This window comes from Bacillus sp. TH25, from assembly GCF_016650935.1.
GTDB lineage: Bacteria > Bacillota > Bacilli > Bacillales > Bacillaceae_G > Bacillus_A > Bacillus_A mycoides.
Map to the genome: position 1 here is coordinate 1344435 of NZ_JAEKEU010000009.1, position 24344 is coordinate 1368778.

Consider the following 24344-nt stretch of genomic DNA (forward strand, 5'->3'; position numbering starts at 1 on the left):
AGTAAAGTAAGGGAACTACTATTTAGTATTCATGTTAAACACTTCTACAGGTGTTGGAAGGAAATATTCATAGTAAAAAATGATTCATAAAAAGGAGTGCATTTACTTGGAAGATACTAATAAAGAAAAAATTATTCAAATCGTATGGTGCTGTGTTGAAGAAGTGAATGAAAGTCTTGAAAATAAAATTGATCTTAAAAAAGGCTTGAAAGCACATCTTTATGATTGGGAAGGGTATTTAGATTCGTTGGGACTGGTATCTTTACTGGTAAGTATTGAACAAGGCTTAGAAGATGAATTGGGTTTATCCGTTGATTTGGTTAATTTAGATACAATGTCACAACATAATAGTCCATTTAAAACAATAGAAACATTAGTTGCGTATATTATAGAGTGCCAGGAAACGTTAAAATCACTAACATAGCAAAATATTAAAGGATAAAAATTAAAAGGAGGTTGGGTATGCATATTGATTTTCTATTAGAAAGGTTTGAACTGAACAAAGAATACGAAGCTATTATTTGGGAGGATAAAATTTACACGTATGAGTGGTTACTAAATCAAACAAAGATTTATACAGGGGAGTTAAATGAACATAGAAAGATGGAGTATAAAATAGTCTCTTTAGAAGCGGACTATTCTCCATATTCCATAGCAATGTTTTTAGCACTTATTGAGTTAGGGTGTACAGTAGTACCAATCTTAAATTCTTTGGTTGACAGCAAGAAGAAAGAATACTATGAAATTGTTGAATTAGAAAATGTAATTAAAGTTGAAAGTGGAAATTTTGAAATAATCAATATGCAAAGAGATTACATTCAAAATGAATTGTTATTACAACTGAAAAAGTTAAAACATCCCGGATTAGTATTGTTTTCATCTGGCACAACAGGACACAGTAAAGCAATTGTACATGATTTTACATTACTTCAAAAGAAGTACAGCGTTGCAAGAAGTGCAAAGCGGGTTATACCATTTATGTTATTTGATCATATAGGGGGAGTTAATACGCTTTTCCAAATTCTTTCTAGCCTAGGGTGTTTGGTAATTATTGATGATCGTACCCCTAATCGAGTATGTAATATGATTGAGAAACATCAAGTGCAAGCTTTACCCGCATCACCAACTTTTATAAATTTACTTATACTGAGTGAGGTTTATAAAAAGTATAAATTAAATAGTTTGCAGACTATTTCTTATGGATCAGAAGTTATGCCTGAGACTACATTAAATAAAATAAACGAAATATTCCCTCACATTAAAATTATACAAATGTATGGCTTGTCAGAATTGGGAGTTTTATATTCACAATCTAAATCGAATGATTCTTTGTGGATTAAGCTAAGCGATGGGAATATTGAGTCAAGAGTTGTGGATGGAATGTTGCAGGTTAAATCAATGTCTACAATGATTGGTTATATTAATGCTCCAAGCCCATTTACCATAGATGGCTGGCTTATGACAGGAGATATGGTGGAAGTAGATGGAGATTATATTAAAATCTTAGGAAGAAAATCAGAGCTTATAAATATTGGCGGAGAAAAAGTATTTCCAGCTGAAGTTGAAAATGTAATACAGCTAATGAGTGGAGTAGAAGAGGTCGCCGTAGTTGGTGAAAAAAATGTAATCACGGGGCAAATGGTTAAGGCTGTTGTTAAATTGAATACGAATGAAACTGTAAGTGGATTTAGAAAGCGATTGAGAGAGTTCTGTAAAGATAAACTACCAGTATATAAGATTCCACAGAAAGTGGTCCTAACAACTGAGAAAATGCATACAGATAGGTTTAAAAAAATAAGAAAGTATTTATGTAATTATAGCTTTTGTAGTAGGGAGAGGTCGCCTTAGGTTAAAATACAAATAAAAAAGTACTTCAAGTTCTTTTAATTTAGGAAATAGAGTGTCCTGACTTACGTCTCGCATATGTTATCATACCCTTTTTCGAATTGGCTTGTTTTTAATTTAATTACAAATTTCGCATAAATAAGCTTCTCCTTAACACAAATAATGAAGTGTTGGGGAGAAGCTTTATTTTTGTTTTTGCTGTTGCTTAGTTTTACGATTCAGTAGTAATTTATCTAAGGAAATAGATTGGGTGTTAGTTACCACAAAAAATAAAGATACAGCTAATAACAACTCAAATTCATACCCTCCTATAAATCCTTTATTGAATTTTACGGTAATAATCGCTCCAGCCAAAAGTATAGAAAATAAGGTTGAAATGCATGTTTTTTTATTTTCCAAATTTTGGTTTAATGAAATAAGGTTCGACTTCTCCAGTTTTTATTTGAATATCCTGAATTGCTGTATTATTAATGGAACCTTTAATGGATCCAAATGTTTTATTTAGGATGTGACCAGCGCTTTTGAATCCAACATAATGCCCACGGACCATCCGTGGAAAACATGCACCAAACATACCGTGTACCGATATAATTGATTGAAAATGTAGAATTTCTGTAATTAATGTTCCGATTGTTGTTATCTTCATCTTACTATTTGGAGGTACTTTAATAGAACGCTCAATGGAAGGAGAGGTAATGATTGATTTTGAATTACTTTCTCCCACAAAAGTTGAAATATTAAATTTGTTACCGGATTGAAATTCACCTGACATGATAAAATCTGATGTTAAAGTTAAACCTGTAGTAGATTCCGAAGTCCAAGATTGAATATTAGCCCATTGCTCTTTTATTGAGACTACAATTTCTGCTTCTTCATTATTAGGATTAAATACAAATTGTTCTTCTAGGCTTACTTCATTCTTTGAAGGCTCTTCAATATTGCGAAATATAAAAGGGCCAAGCATTTTATAACAAGCGTGACCATAACGTTCAGTAATTGCAGGCTTATTATGAATTGGAAACGTCTCATTATTTACTGCGATTTCATCAGGAAGTATTCCATAAAGATCTTTAAACGCGTCCATTATGGAATCTGTAGTTGAATCTAATGAATCTAAATCTGAAAAAGATAATTTTTCTTGTATAATCATACTAATACTCCTTACTTATCCGTGATTTTATTTATTTGTTTGATCGTGGTGGAAAAGCAATTGAAATATGAGGAGAAGATAAACTAATAGTTTGACAGATACAATAAATAATCACTTTTGAGAATAAATTCCATTTTTAACTGCAGGATTCCTATCGATAAATACTCGTTAGAAATTTATAAATATTTAATTGAATTTTAGGAAAATAGAAAGCTGTAATTAATAAATCTAACTAATAAATATTAGAGTTAATTCAGACTTTCTAGGGGATATTAATAGAATAATGAATTCCATTAACTAGTTTACTCTCTATCTTTATATCGCTGTTTAAATTTTAACTATGATGATTCAAAATCAAATAATCTTTATGCTTTAGATACACAACATGGTAGATTTGAAATACTTAATAAAAAAGGAAAACACAAGGGAGAAGTAGACTTCAATTTAAACTCAACAAAACCTGCGGACATGGTTTGAAAATGGGTTAAGAAAGGATTCATTTATGAATGAATTAGTAAAAAAAGCAATACAATATTTTACCACGAAAGAAATGGAATAGGGCCAAAACCCATTTGTAAAAATGAATGGATCCACTTTAATTGCCGGAAAACCAATCGTTGTTTGGTATCATAAGTGAAATGTAGATTTGAAATAAAGTTGTACCACTTATAAAAAATGCGATGTTTTGAATAAAGTTGCCATGTTTATATAAAAAATCTTATAGATAATTTTTAAAAAAGAGCGAAACTCATCTCAAAATGAAAAGAATACTTATCTTATTGAGATGGGAGGGAAATTTTGCAGCTATATTTTAAAATCTGCACTTGAATCAAACTAAACTGTATGTTTACCTAAAGCAAGTACAATAAAAAAAACCTTGGATGTAAAAGAACTTAAGGAAATACTCTCTATCGACATCACGCACTATTAAGTTTTGAGCACAACACAAGCTATTTAGTCTTAAGGGGTTAAAGTTAACTGTTTTTATTAAAGTGTTCTTAATGTATATTTACATGCTAGCTATAGTCTATAAGCAACCATGTAATCAATATAATATGTATAGGTGAATGTATCTGAAACTAAAAGATATTAATACTGATGAAAGGGAATGATGCATTTTATTGGATTAACATAAGAGTATTATAAAAAAAGGAAAAAAACAAAGACTTTATAACTTCGCACGAAATACCAATTTTACGCAGAATAATACGATTATATAAAAATCAAATACAGTATCTAGGGATTTCAAGCCCAAGTGCATGAATCTTAGTATATTGGTATACGCCATATAATTGATATTTTATATAAGAATAATCAAATGCTAAATTACTCATAAACAATTTTTATAGTGAATTACATTTTAATTTATAAGAGCTTTTCTTGTGTTGATCTAACTAACTCCTGATTAACCTTGATTAAATTAACCAATTCACATTTTATAATGATTTTTAAACTGTGTTCATGTATTCATTTTGTTAGAACTTATATTTGAAAATCGTTTTATTTTATATACATATATAATTTTTATCGCCAAATATGAATTTATCACTTGGTTATCTATAACTTTTATTAGAATAATTACACTTTCCCATTCAATTTCGAGTGAATTTTAGTATTACATAATTAAATTATGTAAATAAGTTCGTGTAAAAATTGAATTTAACGCGAACTTGTGTTCGTGTATTTTTTCTGTTATAGTATATATGAGGTGATTTTTATGGATTACAGCAAGCAACGTCAAAAATCAGTACATCGTAAGAAATTATACGAGAATTTAAATGAAATGCCCTTTTACATAGAAGAATTTGTGGAGTACAAAGAATTGCATGATGCCTCTCCCTCCACCCTACTGAATTATGTATATGATTTTAGAGTTTTCTTTAATTGGCTATTATCTGAACAAATTATTGAATTTAAGCCCATTAAAGACATATCCTTCTCTGATTTGGAGAATTTAAAGAAAAAAGATGTTGAGAACTTTATGAGGTTTTTAAAACTACAACAAAAAATGCAGAATTCCTCTGTTAACAGAAAAATTTCAGCCTTAAAGTCTTTATTTAAGTACCTTACCTCCCTATCAGAGAATGATGATGGAGAATGTTATTTTTATAGAAATGTAATGGCTAAAATTGAAATACATAAAGATAAGGAAACATTAAATGCCCGTGCAAAACGTATGAGATCTAAAATATTTCATAATGATGACGATCAAGAGTTTTTGAATTACATTAAGTACGAACATGAAAAATCTTTAACAAAACATCAGTTGTTCTATTTCCTAAGAGATAAAGATCGTGATGTAGCTATTCTTTCTCTCTTTCTTGGTAGTGGTATTCGTGTAAGTGAATTGGCCGATCTTCGTATGGAAGATATAAACTTAAAAGAAAGGCTAATTGATGTAATACGAAAAGGAAACAAAGAAGATTCTGTATGGATTACCCCAATTGCATTGAATGATCTTGAAAATTATATGGAAATTAGAGATAAAAAATATGCTCCAGGGAAAGAATTAAAAAATGTATTCTTATCGAAGTATAAACATACTGCACAGCCTCTTTCAGTTAGGGCTATCCAAGATATAGTAGAAAAATATACTAAGGCCTTTGGTAAAAGAATGTCTCCTCATAAATTAAGACATACATTGGCAAATAAGTTATATATGGAAGAAAAAGACTCGTTACAAGTGATGCAGCAACTTGGGCATACTAGCCAAGATACGGCCTTATTATACACACAGCTTGGAGAAACAACTATTAAAGATAGCTTAGGCAGAATAGGAAAGAATAAATAATAAAAGTTCAGCAATTTTACATTGCTGAACTTTTATTATTTTCCCTATACTAGGGTTAAAATGATATGTATTATTCGTTTCGCATTTGATTTTATTATGTAAAAAATATATAGTTTGAAATCTAAATTAATTGGAATATAAAAACTCTCTCTTAGTAGATATAAATAAAAATTTTAGATTTCTACAATTGTTGTTTACGTTAAATGGGAATTTAACGAACACTTGGGTGGTATGTAGGTTAACCTCCACTCTTATCTCAGGTTGTACAAAGACATGAGAATAGATACTCTTTAGACAAGAAAGTGGATACTTCTGTTTTTGTTATTGTTTTTGGACAAGAAAACAAGTATTAAACGAATCATCTTTATTGGTAATTCGATATTTTACGTTATTAATTAGTATCCAGTTTCATTTCCTAATGCATAAAAACATGTTTTACGATAAAGAAAAAGAATCCATTTTGAAAAAAGATTAATCAAAATAGATTCTCGTGTTAGACATATAAAATTAGTTTTTATACAAGGGTTTAATCTAAGATTCCAAAGAATCTTCTTAAATCAATATTTCATTAAATTTAACAAAGGTTTTTAATTTAAACTTTATTTTAAAGCTATAACTATATTTGTTGCCACCCTTATAGTTCTATTCTATTGTAATGCTCCAATCTCCATCTGCTTTTACTCCAAAACTATACATCCCTGAATTTTTGAAAACGTGAGAAGAAGAACCTTCATAAGAACCAATTTTTTTCACTAATAAATTCTGATCATTCACTTTAATAATAAAGTTTCTTGAACCCGTATGATTTAACTTAACAATATGATTTCCGCTTGGGATATTAATGAATACTACATCATCACCATGCCCGTTAATTGTCCCTGGAACCGATTCTGATACAAGTGGTGTTTCTTGCGTTATTGCTGCATTCCAATTACCACTCGATTTCACTTCTAAATAATATTCTCCGCTAGCCGGAATTGTAGTTGATACTTTTCCTTTATAGCTACCAATGGTATTTACTAACAATCCAGCGCCATTGCCACTAGCATTTTTTAAATGTACAATAAAGTTTCTTGAACCTGTATTATTAAAATCAAAAAATGCCAAACCTGACTTTAGATTGACTTTATTTGTGACAGAATCACCAGATCCTTCTAATTTTTGTTTACTATTTTCGTATGATTCTTTTAGTTTCTTATCAGCTTCTTCTTTAGCAATTCTTTTTTCTTCGTTCATTTTATTTTCTTCTTCTTTAATGAAATTTCCTAAAGAAGGTTCGTCAGTTAATGTTTCTATTTTAGTAACTTCTTTTGCATTTAATACCACTACTACAATTTGTCCATCTTTAGTATCAAATGAGTATAATTCGGCTGGATTGTAATTGTTATAGTTTCGAACTTTTATCTTACTGCCTTCTTTTTTTTCTTCAAATTCCTTTATACTCATCCCGATAGCAAACATTGATTTAATTTCTTCTGTACTATACTGTTTGTGAGTAGGTTCTCTAGATTCTTCTTTTGCATTTACTTTCCCCACATCTACAGCAGGTTTCTTTTGACTTGTAACATTTCCATCACTACTTTCAACACTTGTACTATATGGAATTACAATGTCTAGTATTGTATATGTGGTAAATGCAATAAGAACCACAATGAAAGTTTTTAATTTCCCGGATTGTTTTTTTACAAATTGTAAAATTAGTATTACTGTAGCGCATGCTCCAATAATAAACGTTATTGCAGCAAATCCACCTCTTACTCCAACAGAAAATCCAGATACGAGTAAAGCAAGACCGAATGATATACCAGCAATTTTCAGCCATATGATAGCTGGTTTTTTTCTTATTTTCTGTATTAGTGAGTATACTAATAAACTGATTGAAGCAAACATTAAAATTGTTATCAAAATGTCCATACTATTAAGTTCTCTCCCTACAATAATTAACTTAGTAAATATTAATACTCCAGTTATTATAATAACTTTATATACCGTAATAAGGAAGTGGTGATATTTTTTTATGAAATACAAATAGGAATTCTATTTAGATAACTATATTTTTAACAATTAAAGAAATAACTGTACAAGAACATGAAAATTGATACTTTTTAGACAAGAAAGTAGATCCTTCATGAATGTCTTTTGTTACTTATGTAGAATTAAATTTTAGTTGAACTTCACATTTAATTAGGTTTTACTGAGAACTAAAAAAGAGAGCAGGGCTCTCTTTTTTATACTATTTACTATTTAGTTTTGTTTCAAATTCAGTTAAATGAGTTGAAGCGTTATTAAACTTTTGTTCAGAAATTTTAATGGATTTTCGTGCTTCTTTCATTCTGTCTTCCATTGGAGCTACACCTCGTATTCCTTCCAATATAGCATTTGCTGCATTTCCTCTATAATTTGCCGCAGCACCAAAATCTTCTCTAAATTTATTTATTTTCTCTTTTAAAGTTGGATCATTTATTTTATCAAAGGCATTAAAGTAGCTATTCTCATTAGATAATTCTCTGTATTTAGTAGATACAAGCTCCATCTGTTCTTGTAAAGTATTTTGGTTTACAGTTGCCAAAGTTTTCTCCTCTTTGTTGAAAATTGATTTTACTTCTTGATTCCATATATCATTAAACTCTTTTATCATGGAATCAATTTTAGGTTTAATTTCATTTTTGTATGTAACAGCATCCGGATTTGAAGAAGATTGAGGCATCTCTTGTTTAGTTGTAGTTCCTCCATAATGTTGATCTATATTGAATCGAATTTTATATTTTCGAGTTTTTACAATTGTCAGTTCTGGACTTTGTTTCTGTATTTCAAAAGTAAAATCAACCCAGTTTATTGATTCTAAATCTTGGGTGCCGTAGTTATTAAATACAACTTTATTATCCATTGTATCGTCAATTTTTAAAGTAGGGTGTAAACGAGCTGGTTTGGCAGCATTAAATGTATTAGTTAGTTCGCCCTGATCAGTAGTACCATGTACGTCATTAAAGTTAAGAGTAAAAGTAGAACTTGAAGTGTTCTCAATTGTAAAGGCTATACGAATAGAACCAATATCATTTCCGTCCAAAACTTTTTCTTTATTTGTTAAAGATAGCTGGTTTATAGATACTTTAAGTCCATCAAAATCATCTTCGAATTTTGCATTATCGTAAATTAGGAAATGCTCATTATTTAAACCATTAGGACTATATTTATAGGGTCCAGCATTAATAGTTGTATTTATTTCTTTTACCGATACCTCTTCTTTTGTAGCTTTTTTCTGTGTATTGCTTGATTTTTTTGAGCTCTCTTGCTTTGATTTTTCCGCTGTGCTAGCAGTATCATTAGATTCACACGCTGTCATCCCCATAAATAAAGTACTACATGTTAGAGCTGCTAATAATTTCTTGTTCAAAATTCAATTCCTCCAAATATTCAAATGTAATATTTATCAATTATAACAAATTTAGTTGCCTGTTTTGCTATTTTTAATAAGTATCCACTTTGGTGTCTTAATTTAAAAAAGTACCCATTTTCTTGTCTTGATATGAGGACAAGAAAATGGGTACTAAATGAACTGTATCCGTTAATAATTCAGCATTTTATACTATAAAATTAGTTGCTACTTTCATGTCTTTTTACAATAAAGTGTACAAGGACATGAAACTCCAGACTATTTAGACAAGAAAGTCTAAACTAAAATTTTATAGATTTACAAAACTAAGTCCGAATAATATGTGTAAGAATATAGAATTCGAGTGATTTCTTCTACATTTTTTGGAACCATCTTTTTTAGAGAAGCAACCTGTATTTTACCTCTATATAGTTACACCTGGTAAATTAAAGGGAAGAAATCACTCTTCCCTTTTTATATTGTTTGAATTTTTATATGCTATCATTTCTTTTTAGTGAAAAACATTTCTATGCATATATTTTAATAATTTGTTATAATGATACATTCTTTTTCAGTAAGGTCACTCATTGTTAATTCCTTCACAGATCCATCTATGTAAATACCTACTGGTATGTAGTTTTTGTTTTTTTTGTTGATTCCAATTGCAATTCTAATCATGTAATCCTCCTATATAAATTTTAATACTACATTTCTCAGATATTCATTCCCTTAACAAAGTAAAGCTCATATAATGTCCGCTATATATAAAAAAAGAGCCGGAAATCGGCTCTTTTTTATCGTTTTTAAACAATTATTTAGGGGCATACGGAAGCGAAGAAATCTTGCTAGATTACTTATTTAATTGCCTTGATCTAACACTTTAAAATCATAAGCATGAATTGATTTCCCTCCCCGGACAGATTTAACAATTTCTTCCATACAACTAATTTCAGTTTCTTTAATTTTCTTACCATCTTTCAAAGAATATATTTCTATATAATAATTATTTTTTCGATTTTTATCATACCTTAATACATATAATTGATCTCCCTGGAAGAATGTTTGCTCATTATATCTAACCCCATCTGTTACGCTATAATCAATCTTAAACTTAGTATTTACTGTATTTGTCTGTGTATTAAACGTAATAACATTGCCTAATCCATTTATAAAATATAGCTCATTGTTATGTAGATAAGCGGAATTATTTTTGGTAAAAGGTATTGAAGCTGTAGAGTCTTCTTCGGAAGACAACAAAACTAATTCTTGCTTCAATGTCGTTTTATTGACACGCAACAAATAAACTTTACCTTTAATTGTATTATCATTTTCAACTAAAACCGTATAGTAAGAATTTGAATCACTTAAAATAGAAGAATAACTAGAATATGTCATGTTTTTATCTACACTAATTTCAGTAACATCTTCAAGTTTCATCTTTAGATCATTAAATGTTAACCTTTTTAAAGTATACTCTTTTTTATCTATGTCATGAGTCATGATTGGAATAGTTTCTTCATCCACTCCAGCGCTTATAAGATAATGTGGAATATTCCCTTTATGAATGCCTTTTTTATTACCATATACGACATTTGAATCATATCCTCCAGTATCAGGATTACTGCCAGAATTATAGATATTCACAAACAAGTCGCTGTTCTTTAAATATGCTCTGTAATCTCCTGTATGTTGGTATTTCATCTTAAACTCTTTAAAGTTTTCTCCTACAAATTTAAGCTTATCTTTACTTTCTAATAAAAGTTCTTTTTTATTTTCCGATACTCCTATACCACCAAGCTCTAAACCATTCATTTTATAACCACTTGCTTCGCCATTCTTATTAATAAACACGGCATAACTAATCCCCTTACCATCCATATCTTGATCAGCTGTAGAAGAAAGGTATATTACAGATTGCTTATCCTTTAAAAAATCCTTTTTTTGAACATCTTCCTCAGATATTAAATTCACATTTGAGTTACTAAAAAAGAAATAATAGACTAATACTGTAACCACAATTACACTTAAAATAGCAAATAGTATTTTTTTCATTATGATATATTCCTTTCTTAAAAGAAGAAGTGCAACAAATATGTTTGCTGCACTTCTTTCTATTAGATATTTCTAATTGTTGATGTCTGTTTTGCATCACGAACATCTCGTGGATATACGCCAGCTCCACCATCTTTATCTAAGTCTAAACCACCATTAAGCTTATATGCTGACCAAATAAGTTTTGAACAATTTTTAGCTCCATAATGAGTGGTACTTCTATTTGTAGCGAAATTATAAGAATATCCGTCTTTACCTACACGATCTTTCGCCCACCATGCAGCATCATTTTTATTTTGCCAAGAAGTATTAATAGATTTGACAACAGCATCGCCTTTATCTACTTTTCGAGCTGTTGTGCTAAGTGTACGTACTCCATTGTCTGGAACAGATTCTACTATTGTATTTGAACTATAGTACATACCAACATGTCCATGATTCAAATATGCAGTATAAGAACCAGTATAAAAGAAGTCCCCCATATTGCTATTACCTACAGAAACTGTACCACCGCCAGCTCCTAATGTTTTTACTTTTTCATTTGCTTCTTTTGTACCTAAAGCTTCATCTGCTTTGAGTTCTTTATAGATTTGTTCAGCAATTGCATCTTTCGTATTTCCTGTATTTTTTGCCATTTCATCAATACTTGATAATAATTCCGATGTACTCAGATCAGGTTGCATTTTCTTAATTTCACTCAAATGAGGTAACTCTTCACTTCCGGCAAAAGTAGCAGTAGGTACAGCCATAGCTAAAGTTATTAAACCAATTGTTAATGTTAATGCATGTATTTTTTTCATAATATCCCCTCCATATTAAAATCTTTCATAAAAATAAATTGACTAATATTTCATATGATAAGGATATTAACCTTATCATATCTTACAAATAATGTATCCGTAAATGCATTTTGTGAATTTTTAAATAATTGAAGATAGGAAACCTTTTCCCATCCCCAAGAAAAGGTTATTAAAATATTCCACTTTCTCTTTAACGCAAATTGATATTTTTTTCTTATTCCCCTCCCTTTAAACCCCATATATTTTCATAATTTCTTCATCTCCTTTTAGATTAATAATAGGTTCTATCTCATAATACAATTTATTAAATCGAAATGGAATATTTTGTAGATAAGTGTAATATTATGATGATTTGGGAATCATTGTATTATTCGGTTTTGGTTAAGAATATTTCTTTAATTAACTATGAATCTCTTATATTTATTAATAAAAAAAAGTATGCTTTAATTCGGTGTCAAAATTTGATAGGTGGAGAATACACTAAATTAGTGCATAATAGTAAAAGACGAGATGCTGGAAACATCCCGTCCGATATGTAATTGCCGCCGCTAGGTGGTAGGTTGCAAAAAGTTTATTGTCTTTTTGAACCACCTTTATTACGTTTGGCTGACGTGGAGGTGGTTCTTTTACGTTTATTACTGCCTTTTACAAGCTTATTTGCATAAGCAGTTGCAAAGAAAGGAGGCGTTTTTTAAGTTTTATAATCAACAAAATTTTGAGATTACACAAAACCGTAAATTTTATGAAGCTATGTATGACCAAGACCATCATTTGGTTCGTATTGAAAAAGAAATGAATTGGAATATTGTTTATAAATTAATAAAACCCTTCTATCAATCTCCTGTGGGGCGCCCTTCTGTAGTTCCACTCATTATCGTAAAAATTTTGTTAATTCAATATGTTGAAGGGTTCCGCTCTGTCCGTTTCACATGTAAACAAGTCAAACAAAACGCTACATATAGATGATTTTTAGGTGTTTTTCCTCATGCAAAAATACCATAACATTCTACCATTTCTAAATTCCTTACTCATCGGATACAAGGTTTTTCCATTTGGGAAGATCTTTTTCATCATATCTTACATCGAATTCAAAAGGATGGTTTTTTATCCCGTGATATCTGGATTGCTGATGAAACAGAGCTGAAGGCAAATGCAAATAAGCGAAAACGTGAAGTTTGGATACAAGAAGTAGAAATCAAAGAAGACTTTTACACATTAGAGAAAGTGAACAAGCGAAGCTTTCCTCGTTTTTGGTCTGTTCGACTTGGCGAAAGCTAAAAACCTATCTGGCCCAGTATCAACGTTGCTGTAACCAGGGGCAAAGTAGCAACGCTGGTACTGGGCCTACTTTACAGATCCATCATGAATATAACCATCTTTAAGTCTAATAACTCGATTACAAACATTAGCGACTGTTTCATCATGAGTAACCAATATGAATGTTTTTCCTATTCTATTCAATTGTGTAAAAAGATTTAGAATTGTTTGCTCGGTCTCTTCATCTAAAGAACCGGTAGGTTCATCAGCTAAAATCAGATCCGGGTCATTTATTAAAGCCCGTGCAATGGCAATTCTTTGAGCTTCTCCACCAGACAATTCACTTGGATATTGATCAACTTTATCCTCTAAACCCATTTCTTGTAATATCTTTAACACTTTAGAGTGAATCTCTTTCTTTGAAGCCTTACCATATAATAATGGTAAAGCTACATTATCGAATATATTTTTATCTTCAATAAGCGCATGATTTTGTAAAATAAAACCTATATTATTTTTTCTAAACAAAGCAAGTTCTTTATAACTAAGCTGTGTGATATCTTTATCTTGGAAGTAATAACTTCCGCCATTTGGTTTTTCTAATCCAGCTAGTATGTGCAGTAAAGTCGATTTCCCTGCACCGCTTCTGCCCATGATTGCTAACATTTCCCCTTGTTCAACAATTAAATCTATCCCTTGAATAACATATTGTGTTTTTTTCCTAGCTTATAAGTTTTTTCTAAATTAATTAATTTAATCATAAATTCATTCCTTTTTCTTTAATATTTTTACTATATTAGATTGGTTTAATTTGAAAGATAAAGGTAACATACCTAATACTATAATTATTAAACTTACACCAAGCAGAGTAAAATAATAACTGATCGGCATTTCACCCACCAATTGCATAAATGAAAAGATTAATGTAAGGCTAAGACATATAACACAAAGTATTTCTGCAAAGGCATACAATAAAATTTGAGGAACGGTTGCTCCTGATATAAGATGAATAGCATACTTTTTAATATTTGTATCCCATTTCATAATTAATGAAAGTGAAATACTAATAATACAGAATATAAATATTACTGCAGTAAACAAAGACATTAACTGAATATTTTGTTTCATCATTGTGAACATTAAACTTATTCCTATAGTATTTGCTCCTATTATTATATAATCATCAAAGCTTACTTTTTGGGATATAGCATTAACTACCTTTTGAACAGAAATCATATCTTTATTTGTAAAAATTTGCCCATTAATAGCATGTAAGTAGTGTTTTTGTTGAAAACTTAAAACTTCCGCATTCTGTGGAACTTCTTCCATAATAAATTCAGGCAGGATAACATATCTATCGGCATAAAATTCCGAATCACCATTAACTGGGAATGAGGTGTTTTTTTGTAAAATCCCCACTATCATTCCTTCTAATTCCTGATTTAAATAATCAAAATAAATAGTGTCTCCTACATTATAGGTAGATTGATATTCTGCTCCGAGAATGATAGGTATTTTCGTTCCCTTTTTAAATAAAAAGTCTTCTTTATTAAAAACTCTCCCTTTTTGTACTTTTACATCAAAAGTTGAAAGTACATTGTCGTTTATTTGTATAGATTTTACTCTATCAAAAGAAGGTAATCCTTCCTTTTTTTGATAAGGTGGTCTAGGATCCCCCTTTTCATACCCTTGAAGGAAAATAGATTGTCCTTTAAAATTTTGAACACCGATATGTTGTAACGTTGTATTCAAGTAAAGGAAATCCTTTGAATTTAAAAGAGTGTGATAAAAATTTTTCACCTTTAGTAGTTCGTTTGGATTTGAAAAAAACTCTACTTCCTTTTCATCAAACAGTTGATCTGAAAGTTTATAAATATTTTTCCCTTCATATTGTGCATAAAAGCTTTTCGTTTTTGTATCTATCTTATAAAAAGATAGATACAATGCAGATATTAGGGCGAATAACAAACATGTCTGTAATAAAATTAAAATCGATAACATCTTTTTCTTCAACAAACTTTCTTTCAATTCAATTAATAATGTTCTCAATTATTACTTCAACACCTTTAATCTAATTTTGGAAGAATAGATAAACATAGCAAGTATGCATAATATAAAATGATATACACATAAAAATAATATCCCTAAACCACAAGAATACATATATTTCTCTAAATGTGCGTCGATATTGTTTAAATTAAATATTATGAACATAAATATACTAAAAAAATAGGAACTTATTAGTAATAGAACATGCTTCTTAAATAGATTCATATAAATATTAAACATACGATGTCCTATTACATGTTGTATAGAAATTGAAATTCTTTTTTTATAAAACCAATAACTACAAATTATTATACTCATACTCAATATTACTAAAATAAAAAGAACGAATATTCCATAATCCCCTCTATTTCTTTCAAATACCCTTGAACTGCCTACAGTTTCTTTATCGGCTTTGACTATAGAAATAGAGGATCTCATATCTTGTTCGAGTCTATCGAACGTAGATGTCATAACCTTGTTACCATCTAATACATAAGAACCATAACTTTCATTTTCTAGTTTCAGTGCAGCATCTAAATTTAGGTATATCATTTTGTCTAATTTTGTAGAAAAATCCTCCCCCATAACACCAATAATTTCAAAAGATGTATTGTTTAATTGGATGTATTTTTTATCATTTTTGAGGACAATATCATTATTATCTTTTCCGACAACCGCAATGTTTTTATTTCTGAAAAAATCATCTGCTTGAAAAAAGCGTCCGCTGACTAGGGGGGGAGTTGTAATGTCACCTGATTTATAAATTCCTTTTATATAAGGAAGTTCCAACACATTTTCTTTGAACAGCATGAAATCCCTTTCATCTATATGATCTAAAAGGTTCTGCATATTTAATGGGCGGTTATCATCTTTTATGTGAAAAGCGACACTATTTTTACTATAAAAATTATTTGTTATCTTATCAATGCCATTTATTTTTATCAAATAGGTTGTAGTCAAGCTTATCATTAAGGTGAAAATTATAACATATGCACTTAATACACCATCCTCTATTGTGAATTTCTTTATCCGTTTTATATACAATCAGTCCACCCCAATAACATAGTATTTCCTATTAAAATAAAATCAGTTCTCATGGAGATTGGATAAAAACATAAATATACTCACTCACAAAGCTCAAATAAAAATAGCTAGTACAATTTTTGATATACAACAATCTATTGTACTAGCTAATCCTAATCAGAACGCAGTCCTATATTCTAATTGTTTTTTGAGGTTTTTTATTTATTTTTCATTTCCATAAAAAGTATGAGCACTGAAAAATTCATTTTTCCAAGGAGATTCTGCTCTAGTCTCATGCCAGTCCCATTGTCTACCGCTATCTGCCTTGACAGACCAATACAGTTTCAATTGAGCGCGAGTATAGTGGTAGACACCATTCCATGTTGTTTCACCAACAGCTCTTCTTTTATCATTCTTATATTCTGCCCACCCTGCATGGCTAACCCCTTGAGTTGCATAATTTAGATTACTAAATTGTATTTGTTCTTTATCAGATTCTAGTTCACTCCATCCTAAATATTCTGTAAAGTTCTGTGGCTCAGTCTGTTCTATAGATTGTGAATTAATCTTAGAACCCGTGTTTTCATCAGCAAATACACTGCCGGTCGGTAAAATCATAGCTCCTGCAAGTCCTAAAGCAATAGTCTTTCTTCTTAACATTAAATAGTCCCCCATCTCAATTTATTTATATAACAGATGCATAAATGATTAAATTTATGTATCGTTTTCATCTTAACAATATATTCTATTTATGTAAATATATACAAAATTATTTTTTCGAATATATTACAAGTTTTTCCATTGCTAAATTACTTATAAGTAACTAGGGGCCAAAACTACACTAATCAACCATAATATACCAAAAGTATTAACTATAAATTTTTTTACATTTACCACCTTCTATATTCAATATTTACAATAATAATAGTACAACCAACTGTAAATGTATATATTTTACAATCAATTCATCTATTACATTCATCTGAATTTCTAAATATAACTATAACAACTAAGGGTTTTTACTCATGAAATTTAGTTTCCTGTTTTTGCTATTTTTAAAAAGTATCCACTTTGGTGTCTCTCTTTAAAAAAGTACCCATTTTCTTGTCTCAATATGTGAACAAGAAAATGGGTACTAAATGAACTCCCTCCGTTGATAATTCAGCATTTTAAACTATGAAAGTAGTAACTTTTTATACAAGAAAGTAGATACTTCTATTCCTATCATTGTTTTAGGACAAGAAAATGGATAATAAACGAATCATTTTTATTGGTAATTCGATATTGCACGCTATAAAATTAGTATCCAGTTTCCTGTCTTTCTACAAAAATTCCTCGAAGAATCAGAGCTACAAGTAAAAATAAAACAGCTACTATACTGAAAGCAGCTGTTTCCTAATGTATTTATCTTCTATGCATTTGTAGTAATGTTATCGTTAAATTTTCTAAATCTCCATCATTTTTAATTTCCTGTATGACTTTTCCTTCTTTCATAAAGAGTATCCGGTCACCAATTTCAGCAGCTACATCCATCATATGTGTGGAAAAAATAATCATGGTACCATCTCTTTTTAAAGTCTTTAATATTGTTAAAAACTCATCTACCCAATACGGATCCAGGCCATTTGTCGGTTCGTCTAATATCAAAATTTTAGGGTTTCCAAGGTACGCCTGCCCAAATAATAGCCTCTGTCTCATCCCTTTAGATAATCTATGTAACCGTTCATTTTTTTTCTCATTTAAGCCTATTGATTTAATAACTGCCTGTACTTTTTCTTTTCCTATATTTCGAAAAGCAGCATAAAAGAATAAAAATTCTTGAACTGTCATATCTTGCTGTGCATGAAAATCATCTGGCATATAACCTATTTCACTCACATACTGTTTTCTATCTTTCTGTAATTCTATATTCCCTAATTGAACGGTACCAGTTGTAGGTGTTGTAATTCCAGCAATTATATCAAGGAGCGTACTTTTCCCAGCTCCATTCCCACCGCATAATACGATACACTCTCCTTGTTTACTTTGAAATGAGATTGGAGATAATGCTATTTTCTTTTTATATCTTTTACATACTTCTTTGAGATTTAATACTGTCATTTTTTTCTTCTCCTCTCCATTTGCCACCCCGCCACAAACAAGAACACGATTGTATAGATAATGCAGTATATTAGTAGAATCCAAATAACAGCTTTACTTTGAAAAATCATTACCAATTGATCATATACTTGCCCAAATATTGCTCCACCACCTAATTGAATTACAAATATAATTCGAAGGAATTCTGCTGGGTTGCAAAACAATAACATTTTTATTAATGGTGCAATCATTGAATATGGAACAAAATTAAGAACACTAATTAAAGCCGTTGGCCACATCATAATAAGAAAGAACCAAACTACGATACTTATGGCTAAAGCTTGCCACCTAGTTATAGAAAAAGAACCGATTGTTATTCCCAGTAATAAAAATAAAAAAATTAATAAAACAGAGAAGATATACGTTGCTACCACCCAAAATATATCAAAATTACTACCGCTTACTAACCCAATGATTATACTTACTCCAAAACTCATTGAAAAAATAGCTGTTTGCGCTATAAATTGACCGATTATTTTACCTATTACATATGAGGTATTCTTTAAAGGATACGTACATAAAAGTCTCCATTTCCCATTTTCCACTTCGCCTGCGATAGAAAATGCTCCTATAATTAACATAAGTAAGGGTACAATATATAAAATAAGGTTTACCATTGTCCCCGTCACATTTGTATAACCTACTAAAGACGGGGTATTTCTTTCCATAACAAATATTAAAGAAAATATAGTTATCCAAAGAAACAAAAACATGTATGCAAGTTTACCCCTTGCTGCACTACGCCATTCTGAATATAATATATTCCACATAGCTATTCACCTCTCTACTGAAAAAGACAACCATAGTTGGTTGTCTTTTTCTCACTAATTTTTCATAGTAATAATCACTTATTAGTGAGAATGTCCACTACCATGATCTTTCTTTTCTTTTCCCATCATCTCTTTATTCATTTCCCATTTATGTTCTGCAAGCTCTTTAGAAGAAAGGATTTCCCCAGTATGTTTTTCTACGAAGCTGTCTGCATCTTTCTTTTCTTTAAAAGAAATTACATTATAAGCCATTGGCGTCTTAATTGATTTGTCATATATATATGTAGCTTTATCCACTGCAACCCAATCTTTTGTATTGTAATCTCTTACAAATTTCTCTTGTGTTTTTTCATTTTTATGTTCATCCATCCATTTATACATACAACCAATATCATCAAATTTTAGAGCTTTTCCATTTTCTAAAATAACCTCAGTTGCAAATTGATTATCCATTACTGCCATATTACAAATATCACACTTATCATTTTTTTCATTAATAGCAACCGGTTTTGTTTTTTTGTTACCACATCCTACTATGGCAAATACCATACATAAACAAATAGCAAATAACATATACTTAACTCTCATCAATTTTTCCTCCCTAAAATAAACAATATACTTCCCATTAGTAACATACTTACACTTACAATCAAAATGTTAGACTGAAATGCCATCCCCTCACCTTTTTGCGGAACACCTTTTGGCCTCATACTAGGCTCTTTATCTAGCAATAAAGATTGATCTGGAATTTTTATGAAACTTTGTAAAATACGCATCCCTGGTGATTGAAAGAACAACTGATATTCTGGAATATCTTGTGTTAACAGAAGAAAATAGGCATCTGCTTTGTATGGAATATTACTAGTACCTGAACCGTCTGCATCTACTTTTAAAGAAGCGTCCCAATAATTATTATAGATATTGTTTTCACTGCTTTGTGTAGCTTGCGATTCATTAACATTCCCCATCATTACATTTTGAGTAAATTCATTTGCACTGGCATCTTTAAATTGTAAACCGATAAAATTATTAGAAATTGAGTTATCCATAATAGTATTGTGATCTGCCTTTTCTACATAAACCCCTACTCTATTATTAGCAATTTCATTTTGTAAAACTTTTGTTTTTGTCGCATCATATAGTAATAAGCCTTGTGCATGAACATTACTTTTATTGTAAATAAAGCGATTTCCTACTACAGATGTTTCCTTTGTTCCCATAATCATAGCACCTGTTGTATTTTCTTTTGATATATTTTTTTCAACAACTGTCCTATCAGAATACATAAGATGAATGCCATAACGAGACTGCCAGATTGTATTTGCCTTTATTGTATTATTGTCGCTTTGTTCCAAATAAATACCATCACGGGCATTTTGGATTTTGATGTTCTCAATAAGATTGCGATTGGATTGCCATAAATCAATTCCATTAGCCCGTCTTTGTCCAACGATCATACTATTCTCAATCTTTATATCCCTAGCATTTTCTAACTTAATCCCTATATATGACGTATGAACTTCCAATCCACTGATGTAGTGCTTATCTCCCTCTACAAATATTGCTGGCTGATCAGTATTATCATTACATTGTTCTATTTTCAAATCTTTAAGGATAATGTTTTCCTTATTTATTGTAATGACAGGATCTTTACCACAAGAGATTATTTTAGTATTTTTATCTCCTTGTATTGTAAGCGGTTTCGATATTTTAATTGTTTCATTATAAGCTCTATTCTCTAATGTAATTGTTTCATATGGGGAAGCCGCGTCAATTTTTGATTGTAATGTAGACTCCGCATGAATACTTACTCCTGGAAAACAAAAAACTAAAAATAACACAAGAGGAGAACAAATCTTCTTCATATACAGTTCCCTTCTCTCAAAGCTATTAGTTATCACTATAGAAGAGAATACCAATAATTTGTGTGAAATTTGTGAAAAATAAACGTAGTTTTTGTGATACATATAAGATTATACCTGAAGGTAAAAGAGTTACTACACTTCATTAGAACATGATTTTTAAACAAATAAGTTTGTTTAAAGAAGCCAATACCTACAACTCATTTATTCGCAATTATACATACGATATTTATATAAACCCAGTCAAGAAATTACTACAAGTAGTTATTGAATTACGTACAAAAGAAAAGTTTGTTAAGGCAGCCGTATAAGAGTTATGAACATTATTTTTTATTTGCGTATGTACCACCTTTTTATAGTAACCATGTTTTACTACTTGCCTAACATCATCTACTTCAATTTTCATTATTTGTGAAACATTTACAACAATTGTATTCTGCAGAACACTCACTACAAATCCCGTTAATTGTAAGTTAGGATTTTTACGCATCCACGGCTGATAGGACCCCCTGAGGTTCCAATCGGGGATGCTCTGGGCTGACCTTCACATAGCGTGGTTCAACCTCCCAATAGTTCGCGAATTTTTCCCAAACGACTTGAACAGCAGAACTAAACACAATATTGGGCCGATCCACCGGCTTCCCCTCGCTTTTACGTGCGTTTTGCCAGCGTCTCTTTAACGAAAGCCCTCCGATCGATCTTTCGGCATACTAGTCCCCCTTAATTAATGGTTTAACAAATATATTATTTACAAAAGAGTATTTGTTAAACCAAGGGGGCAATTCTATTAAAAGGTACTGCCACCATTCAAATTAAAGAAGTATAGTTTGTGATTATAAAATAGAAATAGAATTTGATTTATATTATAATGAAAATATTGAATATTTGTAATATAGTTATTAAGTTATGCATTTACAGAAACTTAAGGGGTATGATTATGGAGTTTATTACTTTTAAAGTAATTTGTATCTTTTTATTTTTAATGCTTATGACTTCTATAGAAGTTTTAGGATATGGAGTTCGACTTGTTGGGGCTAAATTAGCTTTAGTTGCATCGGCCTTTGCTATATATAATATTATGTCTTTAATTGCCCGATTTTCTAATATGTTTCAACAACCATTTACTGCTTCTTTGGTTGATAGTGCAGCAAAAAATGGTGGATTAGAATTATTAATTAAACAATTTAGATTTTTGTTATTAGGTTCTACTATGGGGGTAATACTTGGAGGATTATTAGTACCATTTTTTATGAAAGTTTTTTCTAAAGCGCTAGTACCTTTATCAAAAGATGGTTCGTTTTTAAAAATGTTCAAATTAATAAATAGTACTAATTTGAAAAGAATGAAAAACTATTTTGTTTTAATAAATAAAAATAATCTAGAAGGGGTAAATTTAAAAAACATATCAGTTAAATTATTTATTATTAATACAATTGTTTCTGCCGTATTTACAGTAGGTGTTATGTCTGCATTGTATGCAACCCTATTAATTCCTGATTATGATAAAGCAGCGATGTCTTCATCCAACATTATTACTGGAGTAGCTACGATTCTATTAACACTGCTTATTGATCCTAAATTATCTTTTTTAACTGATAAAGTTGTACAAGACGATCATAGTTATTGGGAACTAAAGAATTTCACATTTATGATATTAATTTCGAGATTATTAGGTACATTAGTTGCTCAGGTTATATTAGTTCCAGGTGCATATTATATAGCGTGGTTTGCTAAATTTATTTCTTGAAAGTTTTATATGAGAATAAAATGGTAGACGATTTCACATTAATCGTCTACCATTTTAAAAACAACAACAAATCACTTTACTTTATCAATAACCAACTTCTAAACTTTCAATACTTGTAGTAAATTCCCCGCCAAACAGCTTTCCTAAAAATAAATGACAGCTACCGAAAGTGAGTCACAGATTGAATTACAAAAAAGAACCAGCTCTTATAGCTGGTTTAATTGTGCCAATCATGAATATGAAATAAGGATTTCTAAGTCTTAAAGATAATTTGAATCTGCCAGCGAATGGAATAAAAATCATGTATTTGTTCCATTTTTAATAATTTATAAATTCGTTGAAATGTTCGCATCAAATTCATCTGATATTTTAGTATCTATTTTTTTCCCATCAATTGTCATCTTTATTTTTTGTTTTTGGTTTGCTGTTACCACCCAAGTATTTGGTAAATAACGATCTTCATGTGATAATGTAGAAGGTGAATTTATAACCTTTCCTCCTAAATATAGCGTAGCAGAAGAACCTCCATCCATTGCCATTGCATTTATTGCTCCTTTTTCATATAGAATATCTTGACACTCTTTTAACGTGGCTCCTATGCTATGTGTTTGTCTACCATCTATCACTAGAAACATTATTGTGCCATCTTCTTTTTGAGCCATAATACTTCGTGGAGCAGAACCCCAACCACCGTCTCCTTCTGTGATCATTTTTTCTCCATTTACAATTAACTGTGGCATAAATCCTGCTGCTGAAACGACTTGTTTATCCAAAAGTTGTTGGGTAGAATAATTTCCTGTTATCATTTGTCCAAACTTTGTTAAACCAGTAATAATTGTAGGGGTATTTTTATCTATATTTGTATCAATAGCTTTTCCATTTTCTATTACTATTCCAGTTGCAACATTTCCTCCACCTCTTCCTGTCTCATCAGCAAATCCACTTGCATTCACAGCAACAAGTGCATTATTACGTTTTGCCATTACGCTAATTTTTTCTCCTCTTTGATCACCCTGTGTCCCTTGATGGCTAACAAGTTTAACATTGAAGGGATTGCTAATGGTAATTAACTTTCCTTCGAAAAGAAAACGACTATCTTTATTACTTTTAATTGTTTCTACATCAATTTCTAATGGCTGATTTTTTAATTCTTCTAATCTTTTTCCTGCTATTTTTTTATAAATAGCCTCATCACTATTTGACCATTTTGGATGATTAATTCTATCTTGCAGTTTATCTAGTTCCTTTTGGGATAGGAATGTATATTTCGCATATTGTGGATGCTGAGAAGTTAGTATACTTCCAGCAATTGTTACACGAAGATCTCGGCCATAGTTAGTACCAAATAATATTCCTATGCCAATAAGCATGAAAATAGAAAAAAGAAGCAAAATTCGTTTGAAGATTTTTCTTAGATGTTTCATAGGTTTCTCCTCCGGCATTAATTACATTCAATGAATCCTTTAAGATATTATTTGCCTAAAGA

Annotated in this window: 19 protein-coding genes and 5 pseudogenes; 7 read left to right on the forward strand and 17 right to left on the reverse strand. The window is 30.3% G+C overall.

The annotated features are described in order from the left end of the window. The first annotated feature begins 106 nt into the window (after positions 1 to 106). Both JFT89_RS11230 and JFT89_RS11235 read left to right on the forward strand, forming a co-directional pair. Positions 107 to 424 (forward strand): hypothetical protein, encoded by a 318-nt coding sequence (locus JFT89_RS11230; RefSeq protein WP_016096699.1) that lies wholly within the window; start codon positions 107 to 109, stop codon positions 422 to 424. Between the two features lie 38 nt (positions 425 to 462). Then, entirely contained in the window at positions 463 to 1848 is a 1386-nt protein-coding gene (locus JFT89_RS11235) for an ANL family adenylate-forming protein (protein WP_201039979.1), read from the forward strand. A 385-nt stretch (positions 1849 to 2233) separates the two neighbouring features. On the opposite strand, the gene JFT89_RS11240 is transcribed toward JFT89_RS11235, so the two are convergent. Then, entirely contained in the window at positions 2234 to 2995 is a 762-nt protein-coding gene (locus JFT89_RS11240) for a hydralysin-2 (protein ID WP_201039980.1), read from the reverse strand. A gap of 357 nt (positions 2996 to 3352) precedes the next feature. Between JFT89_RS11240 and JFT89_RS11245 the strand changes: the two are divergent. The 3 genes and pseudogenes from JFT89_RS11245 to xerS form a co-directional block, all read left to right on the forward strand. Continuing rightward, positions 3353 to 3472, forward strand: a pseudogene (locus tag JFT89_RS11245) (colicin E3/pyocin S6 family cytotoxin); the annotation flags it as partial. A 55-nt stretch (positions 3473 to 3527) separates the two neighbouring features. After that, positions 3528 to 3629, forward strand: a pseudogene (locus JFT89_RS11250) (DUF4879 domain-containing protein); the annotation flags it as partial. Positions 3630 to 4712: 1083 nt separating this feature from the next. Beyond that, positions 4713 to 5786 (forward strand): tyrosine recombinase XerS, encoded by a 1074-nt coding sequence (gene xerS / locus JFT89_RS11255; RefSeq protein ID WP_078205333.1) that lies wholly within the window; start codon positions 4713 to 4715, stop codon positions 5784 to 5786. A gap of 642 nt (positions 5787 to 6428) precedes the next feature. Here the strand turns inward: xerS and JFT89_RS11260 are convergent. The 5 genes from JFT89_RS11260 to JFT89_RS11280 all read right to left on the reverse strand — a co-directional run bounded on the left by JFT89_RS11260 (position 6429) and on the right by JFT89_RS11280 (position 12011). Further along, positions 6429 to 7700, reverse strand: a complete 1272-nt coding sequence (locus JFT89_RS11260; protein WP_201039981.1) for a glycosyltransferase family protein — start codon at positions 7698 to 7700, stop codon at positions 6429 to 6431. 319 nt (positions 7701 to 8019) lie between these two features. Then, complete coding sequence (locus JFT89_RS11265; protein ID WP_201039982.1) at positions 8020 to 9180, reverse strand: ribonuclease; 1161 nt, start codon at positions 9178 to 9180, stop codon at positions 8020 to 8022. A gap of 519 nt (positions 9181 to 9699) precedes the next feature. Next, entirely contained in the window at positions 9700 to 9837 is a 138-nt protein-coding gene (locus tag JFT89_RS11270; protein ID WP_201039983.1) for a hypothetical protein, read from the reverse strand. 180 nt (positions 9838 to 10017) lie between these two features. Beyond that, positions 10018 to 11211: a hypothetical protein gene (locus JFT89_RS11275; protein WP_201039984.1), complete on the reverse strand. Its 1194-nt coding sequence runs from the start codon at positions 11209 to 11211 to the stop codon at positions 10018 to 10020. Positions 11212 to 11273: 62 nt separating this feature from the next. Beyond that, positions 11274 to 12011 carry a hypothetical protein gene (locus JFT89_RS11280; RefSeq protein ID WP_201039985.1) on the reverse strand — a complete coding sequence of 246 codons (738 nt, stop codon included), beginning with the start codon at positions 12009 to 12011 and terminating at the stop codon, positions 11274 to 11276. 750 nt (positions 12012 to 12761) lie between these two features. Between JFT89_RS11280 and JFT89_RS30230 the strand changes: the two genes are divergently transcribed. Further along, positions 12762 to 12977, forward strand: a complete 216-nt coding sequence (locus JFT89_RS30230) for a transposase (RefSeq protein WP_483862146.1) — start codon at positions 12762 to 12764, stop codon at positions 12975 to 12977. Positions 12978 to 13355: 378 nt separating this feature from the next. Here the strand turns inward: JFT89_RS30230 and JFT89_RS11290 are convergent. The 10 genes and pseudogenes from JFT89_RS11290 to JFT89_RS11330 form a co-directional block, all read right to left on the reverse strand. Further along, positions 13356 to 14029: pseudogene (locus JFT89_RS11290) on the reverse strand (ABC transporter ATP-binding protein). 4 nt (positions 14030 to 14033) lie between these two features. Beyond that, complete coding sequence (locus tag JFT89_RS11295) at positions 14034 to 15317, reverse strand: permease (RefSeq protein WP_098167487.1); 1284 nt, start codon at positions 15315 to 15317, stop codon at positions 14034 to 14036. A gap of 3 nt (positions 15318 to 15320) precedes the next feature. Continuing rightward, positions 15321 to 16361, reverse strand: coding sequence for an ABC transporter permease (locus JFT89_RS11300; RefSeq protein WP_201039987.1), 1041 nt, complete (start codon positions 16359 to 16361; stop codon positions 15321 to 15323). A gap of 201 nt (positions 16362 to 16562) precedes the next feature. Next, positions 16563 to 17000, reverse strand: a complete 438-nt coding sequence (locus JFT89_RS11305) for a hypothetical protein (RefSeq protein WP_002144126.1) — start codon at positions 16998 to 17000, stop codon at positions 16563 to 16565. Between the two features lie 744 nt (positions 17001 to 17744). After that, the gene (locus JFT89_RS11310; protein ID WP_016119309.1) at positions 17745 to 18440 is read right to left on the reverse strand and encodes an ABC transporter ATP-binding protein; all 696 of its coding nucleotides are present in this window, start codon (positions 18438 to 18440) and stop codon (positions 17745 to 17747) included. Then, positions 18437 to 19249, reverse strand: coding sequence for an ABC transporter permease (locus JFT89_RS11315; RefSeq protein WP_201039988.1), 813 nt, complete (start codon positions 19247 to 19249; stop codon positions 18437 to 18439). Before JFT89_RS11315 ends, JFT89_RS11310 begins: the two co-directional genes overlap by 4 nt. An 81-nt stretch (positions 19250 to 19330) precedes the next feature. After that, complete coding sequence (locus JFT89_RS11320; RefSeq protein WP_201039989.1) at positions 19331 to 19837, reverse strand: nitrous oxide reductase accessory protein NosL; 507 nt, start codon at positions 19835 to 19837, stop codon at positions 19331 to 19333. Continuing rightward, a complete protein-coding gene (locus tag JFT89_RS11325; protein WP_201039990.1) occupies positions 19837 to 21114 on the reverse strand; it encodes a right-handed parallel beta-helix repeat-containing protein in 1278 nt (425 codons plus the stop codon). The genes JFT89_RS11320 and JFT89_RS11325 overlap by 1 nt, the downstream gene beginning before the upstream one ends. 316 nt (positions 21115 to 21430) lie before the next feature. Beyond that, positions 21431 to 21601, reverse strand: a pseudogene (locus tag JFT89_RS30235) (DUF2187 family protein); the annotation flags it as partial. Further along, positions 21600 to 21806 (reverse strand): annotated as a pseudogene (locus JFT89_RS11330) (pyridoxal-dependent decarboxylase); the annotation flags it as partial. The pseudogenes JFT89_RS30235 and JFT89_RS11330, both read right to left, overlap by 2 nt. 242 nt (positions 21807 to 22048) lie before the next feature. Between JFT89_RS11330 and JFT89_RS11335 the strand changes: the two are divergent. Further along, positions 22049 to 22858, forward strand: a complete 810-nt coding sequence (locus JFT89_RS11335; RefSeq protein ID WP_098167493.1) for a lipid II flippase family protein — start codon at positions 22049 to 22051, stop codon at positions 22856 to 22858. Positions 22859 to 23184: 326 nt separating this feature from the next. On the opposite strand, the gene JFT89_RS11340 is transcribed toward JFT89_RS11335, so the two are convergent. Continuing rightward, positions 23185 to 24282, reverse strand: coding sequence for a phosphodiester glycosidase family protein (locus JFT89_RS11340; RefSeq protein ID WP_098167494.1), 1098 nt, complete (start codon positions 24280 to 24282; stop codon positions 23185 to 23187). Between the last annotated feature and the right edge of the window lie 62 nt (positions 24283 to 24344).

What these genes read in the sequence shown, in the direction of transcription:
- JFT89_RS11340 (WP_098167494.1), bottom strand. Translation starts at nt 24,282, where the DNA reads ATGAAACATCTAAGAAAAATCTTCAAACGAATTTTGCTTCTTTTTTCT.
- JFT89_RS11260 (WP_201039981.1), bottom strand. Translation starts at nt 7,700, where the DNA reads ATGGACATTTTGATAACAATTTTAATGTTTGCTTCAATCAGTTTATTA.
- JFT89_RS11320 (WP_201039989.1), bottom strand. Translation starts at nt 19,837, where the DNA reads ATGAGAGTTAAGTATATGTTATTTGCTATTTGTTTATGTATGGTATTT.
- JFT89_RS11240 (WP_201039980.1), bottom strand. Translation starts at nt 2,995, where the DNA reads ATGATTATACAAGAAAAATTATCTTTTTCAGATTTAGATTCATTAGAT.
- JFT89_RS11235 (WP_201039979.1), top strand. Translation starts at nt 463, where the DNA reads ATGCATATTGATTTTCTATTAGAAAGGTTTGAACTGAACAAAGAATAC.
- xerS (WP_078205333.1), top strand. Translation starts at nt 4,713, where the DNA reads ATGGATTACAGCAAGCAACGTCAAAAATCAGTACATCGTAAGAAATTA.
- JFT89_RS11305 (WP_002144126.1), bottom strand. Translation starts at nt 17,000, where the DNA reads ATGTTAAGAAGAAAGACTATTGCTTTAGGACTTGCAGGAGCTATGATT.
- JFT89_RS11335 (WP_098167493.1), top strand. Translation starts at nt 22,049, where the DNA reads ATGGAGTTTATTACTTTTAAAGTAATTTGTATCTTTTTATTTTTAATG.
- JFT89_RS11270 (WP_201039983.1), bottom strand. Translation starts at nt 9,837, where the DNA reads ATGATTAGAATTGCAATTGGAATCAACAAAAAAAACAAAAACTACATA.
- JFT89_RS11315 (WP_201039988.1), bottom strand. Translation starts at nt 19,249, where the DNA reads ATGTGGAATATATTATATTCAGAATGGCGTAGTGCAGCAAGGGGTAAA.
- JFT89_RS11275 (WP_201039984.1), bottom strand. Translation starts at nt 11,211, where the DNA reads ATGAAAAAAATACTATTTGCTATTTTAAGTGTAATTGTGGTTACAGTA.
- JFT89_RS30230 (WP_483862146.1), top strand. Translation starts at nt 12,762, where the DNA reads ATGTATGACCAAGACCATCATTTGGTTCGTATTGAAAAAGAAATGAAT.
- JFT89_RS11280 (WP_201039985.1), bottom strand. Translation starts at nt 12,011, where the DNA reads ATGAAAAAAATACATGCATTAACATTAACAATTGGTTTAATAACTTTA.
- JFT89_RS11325 (WP_201039990.1), bottom strand. Translation starts at nt 21,114, where the DNA reads ATGAAGAAGATTTGTTCTCCTCTTGTGTTATTTTTAGTTTTTTGTTTT.
- JFT89_RS11310 (WP_016119309.1), bottom strand. Translation starts at nt 18,440, where the DNA reads ATGACAGTATTAAATCTCAAAGAAGTATGTAAAAGATATAAAAAGAAA.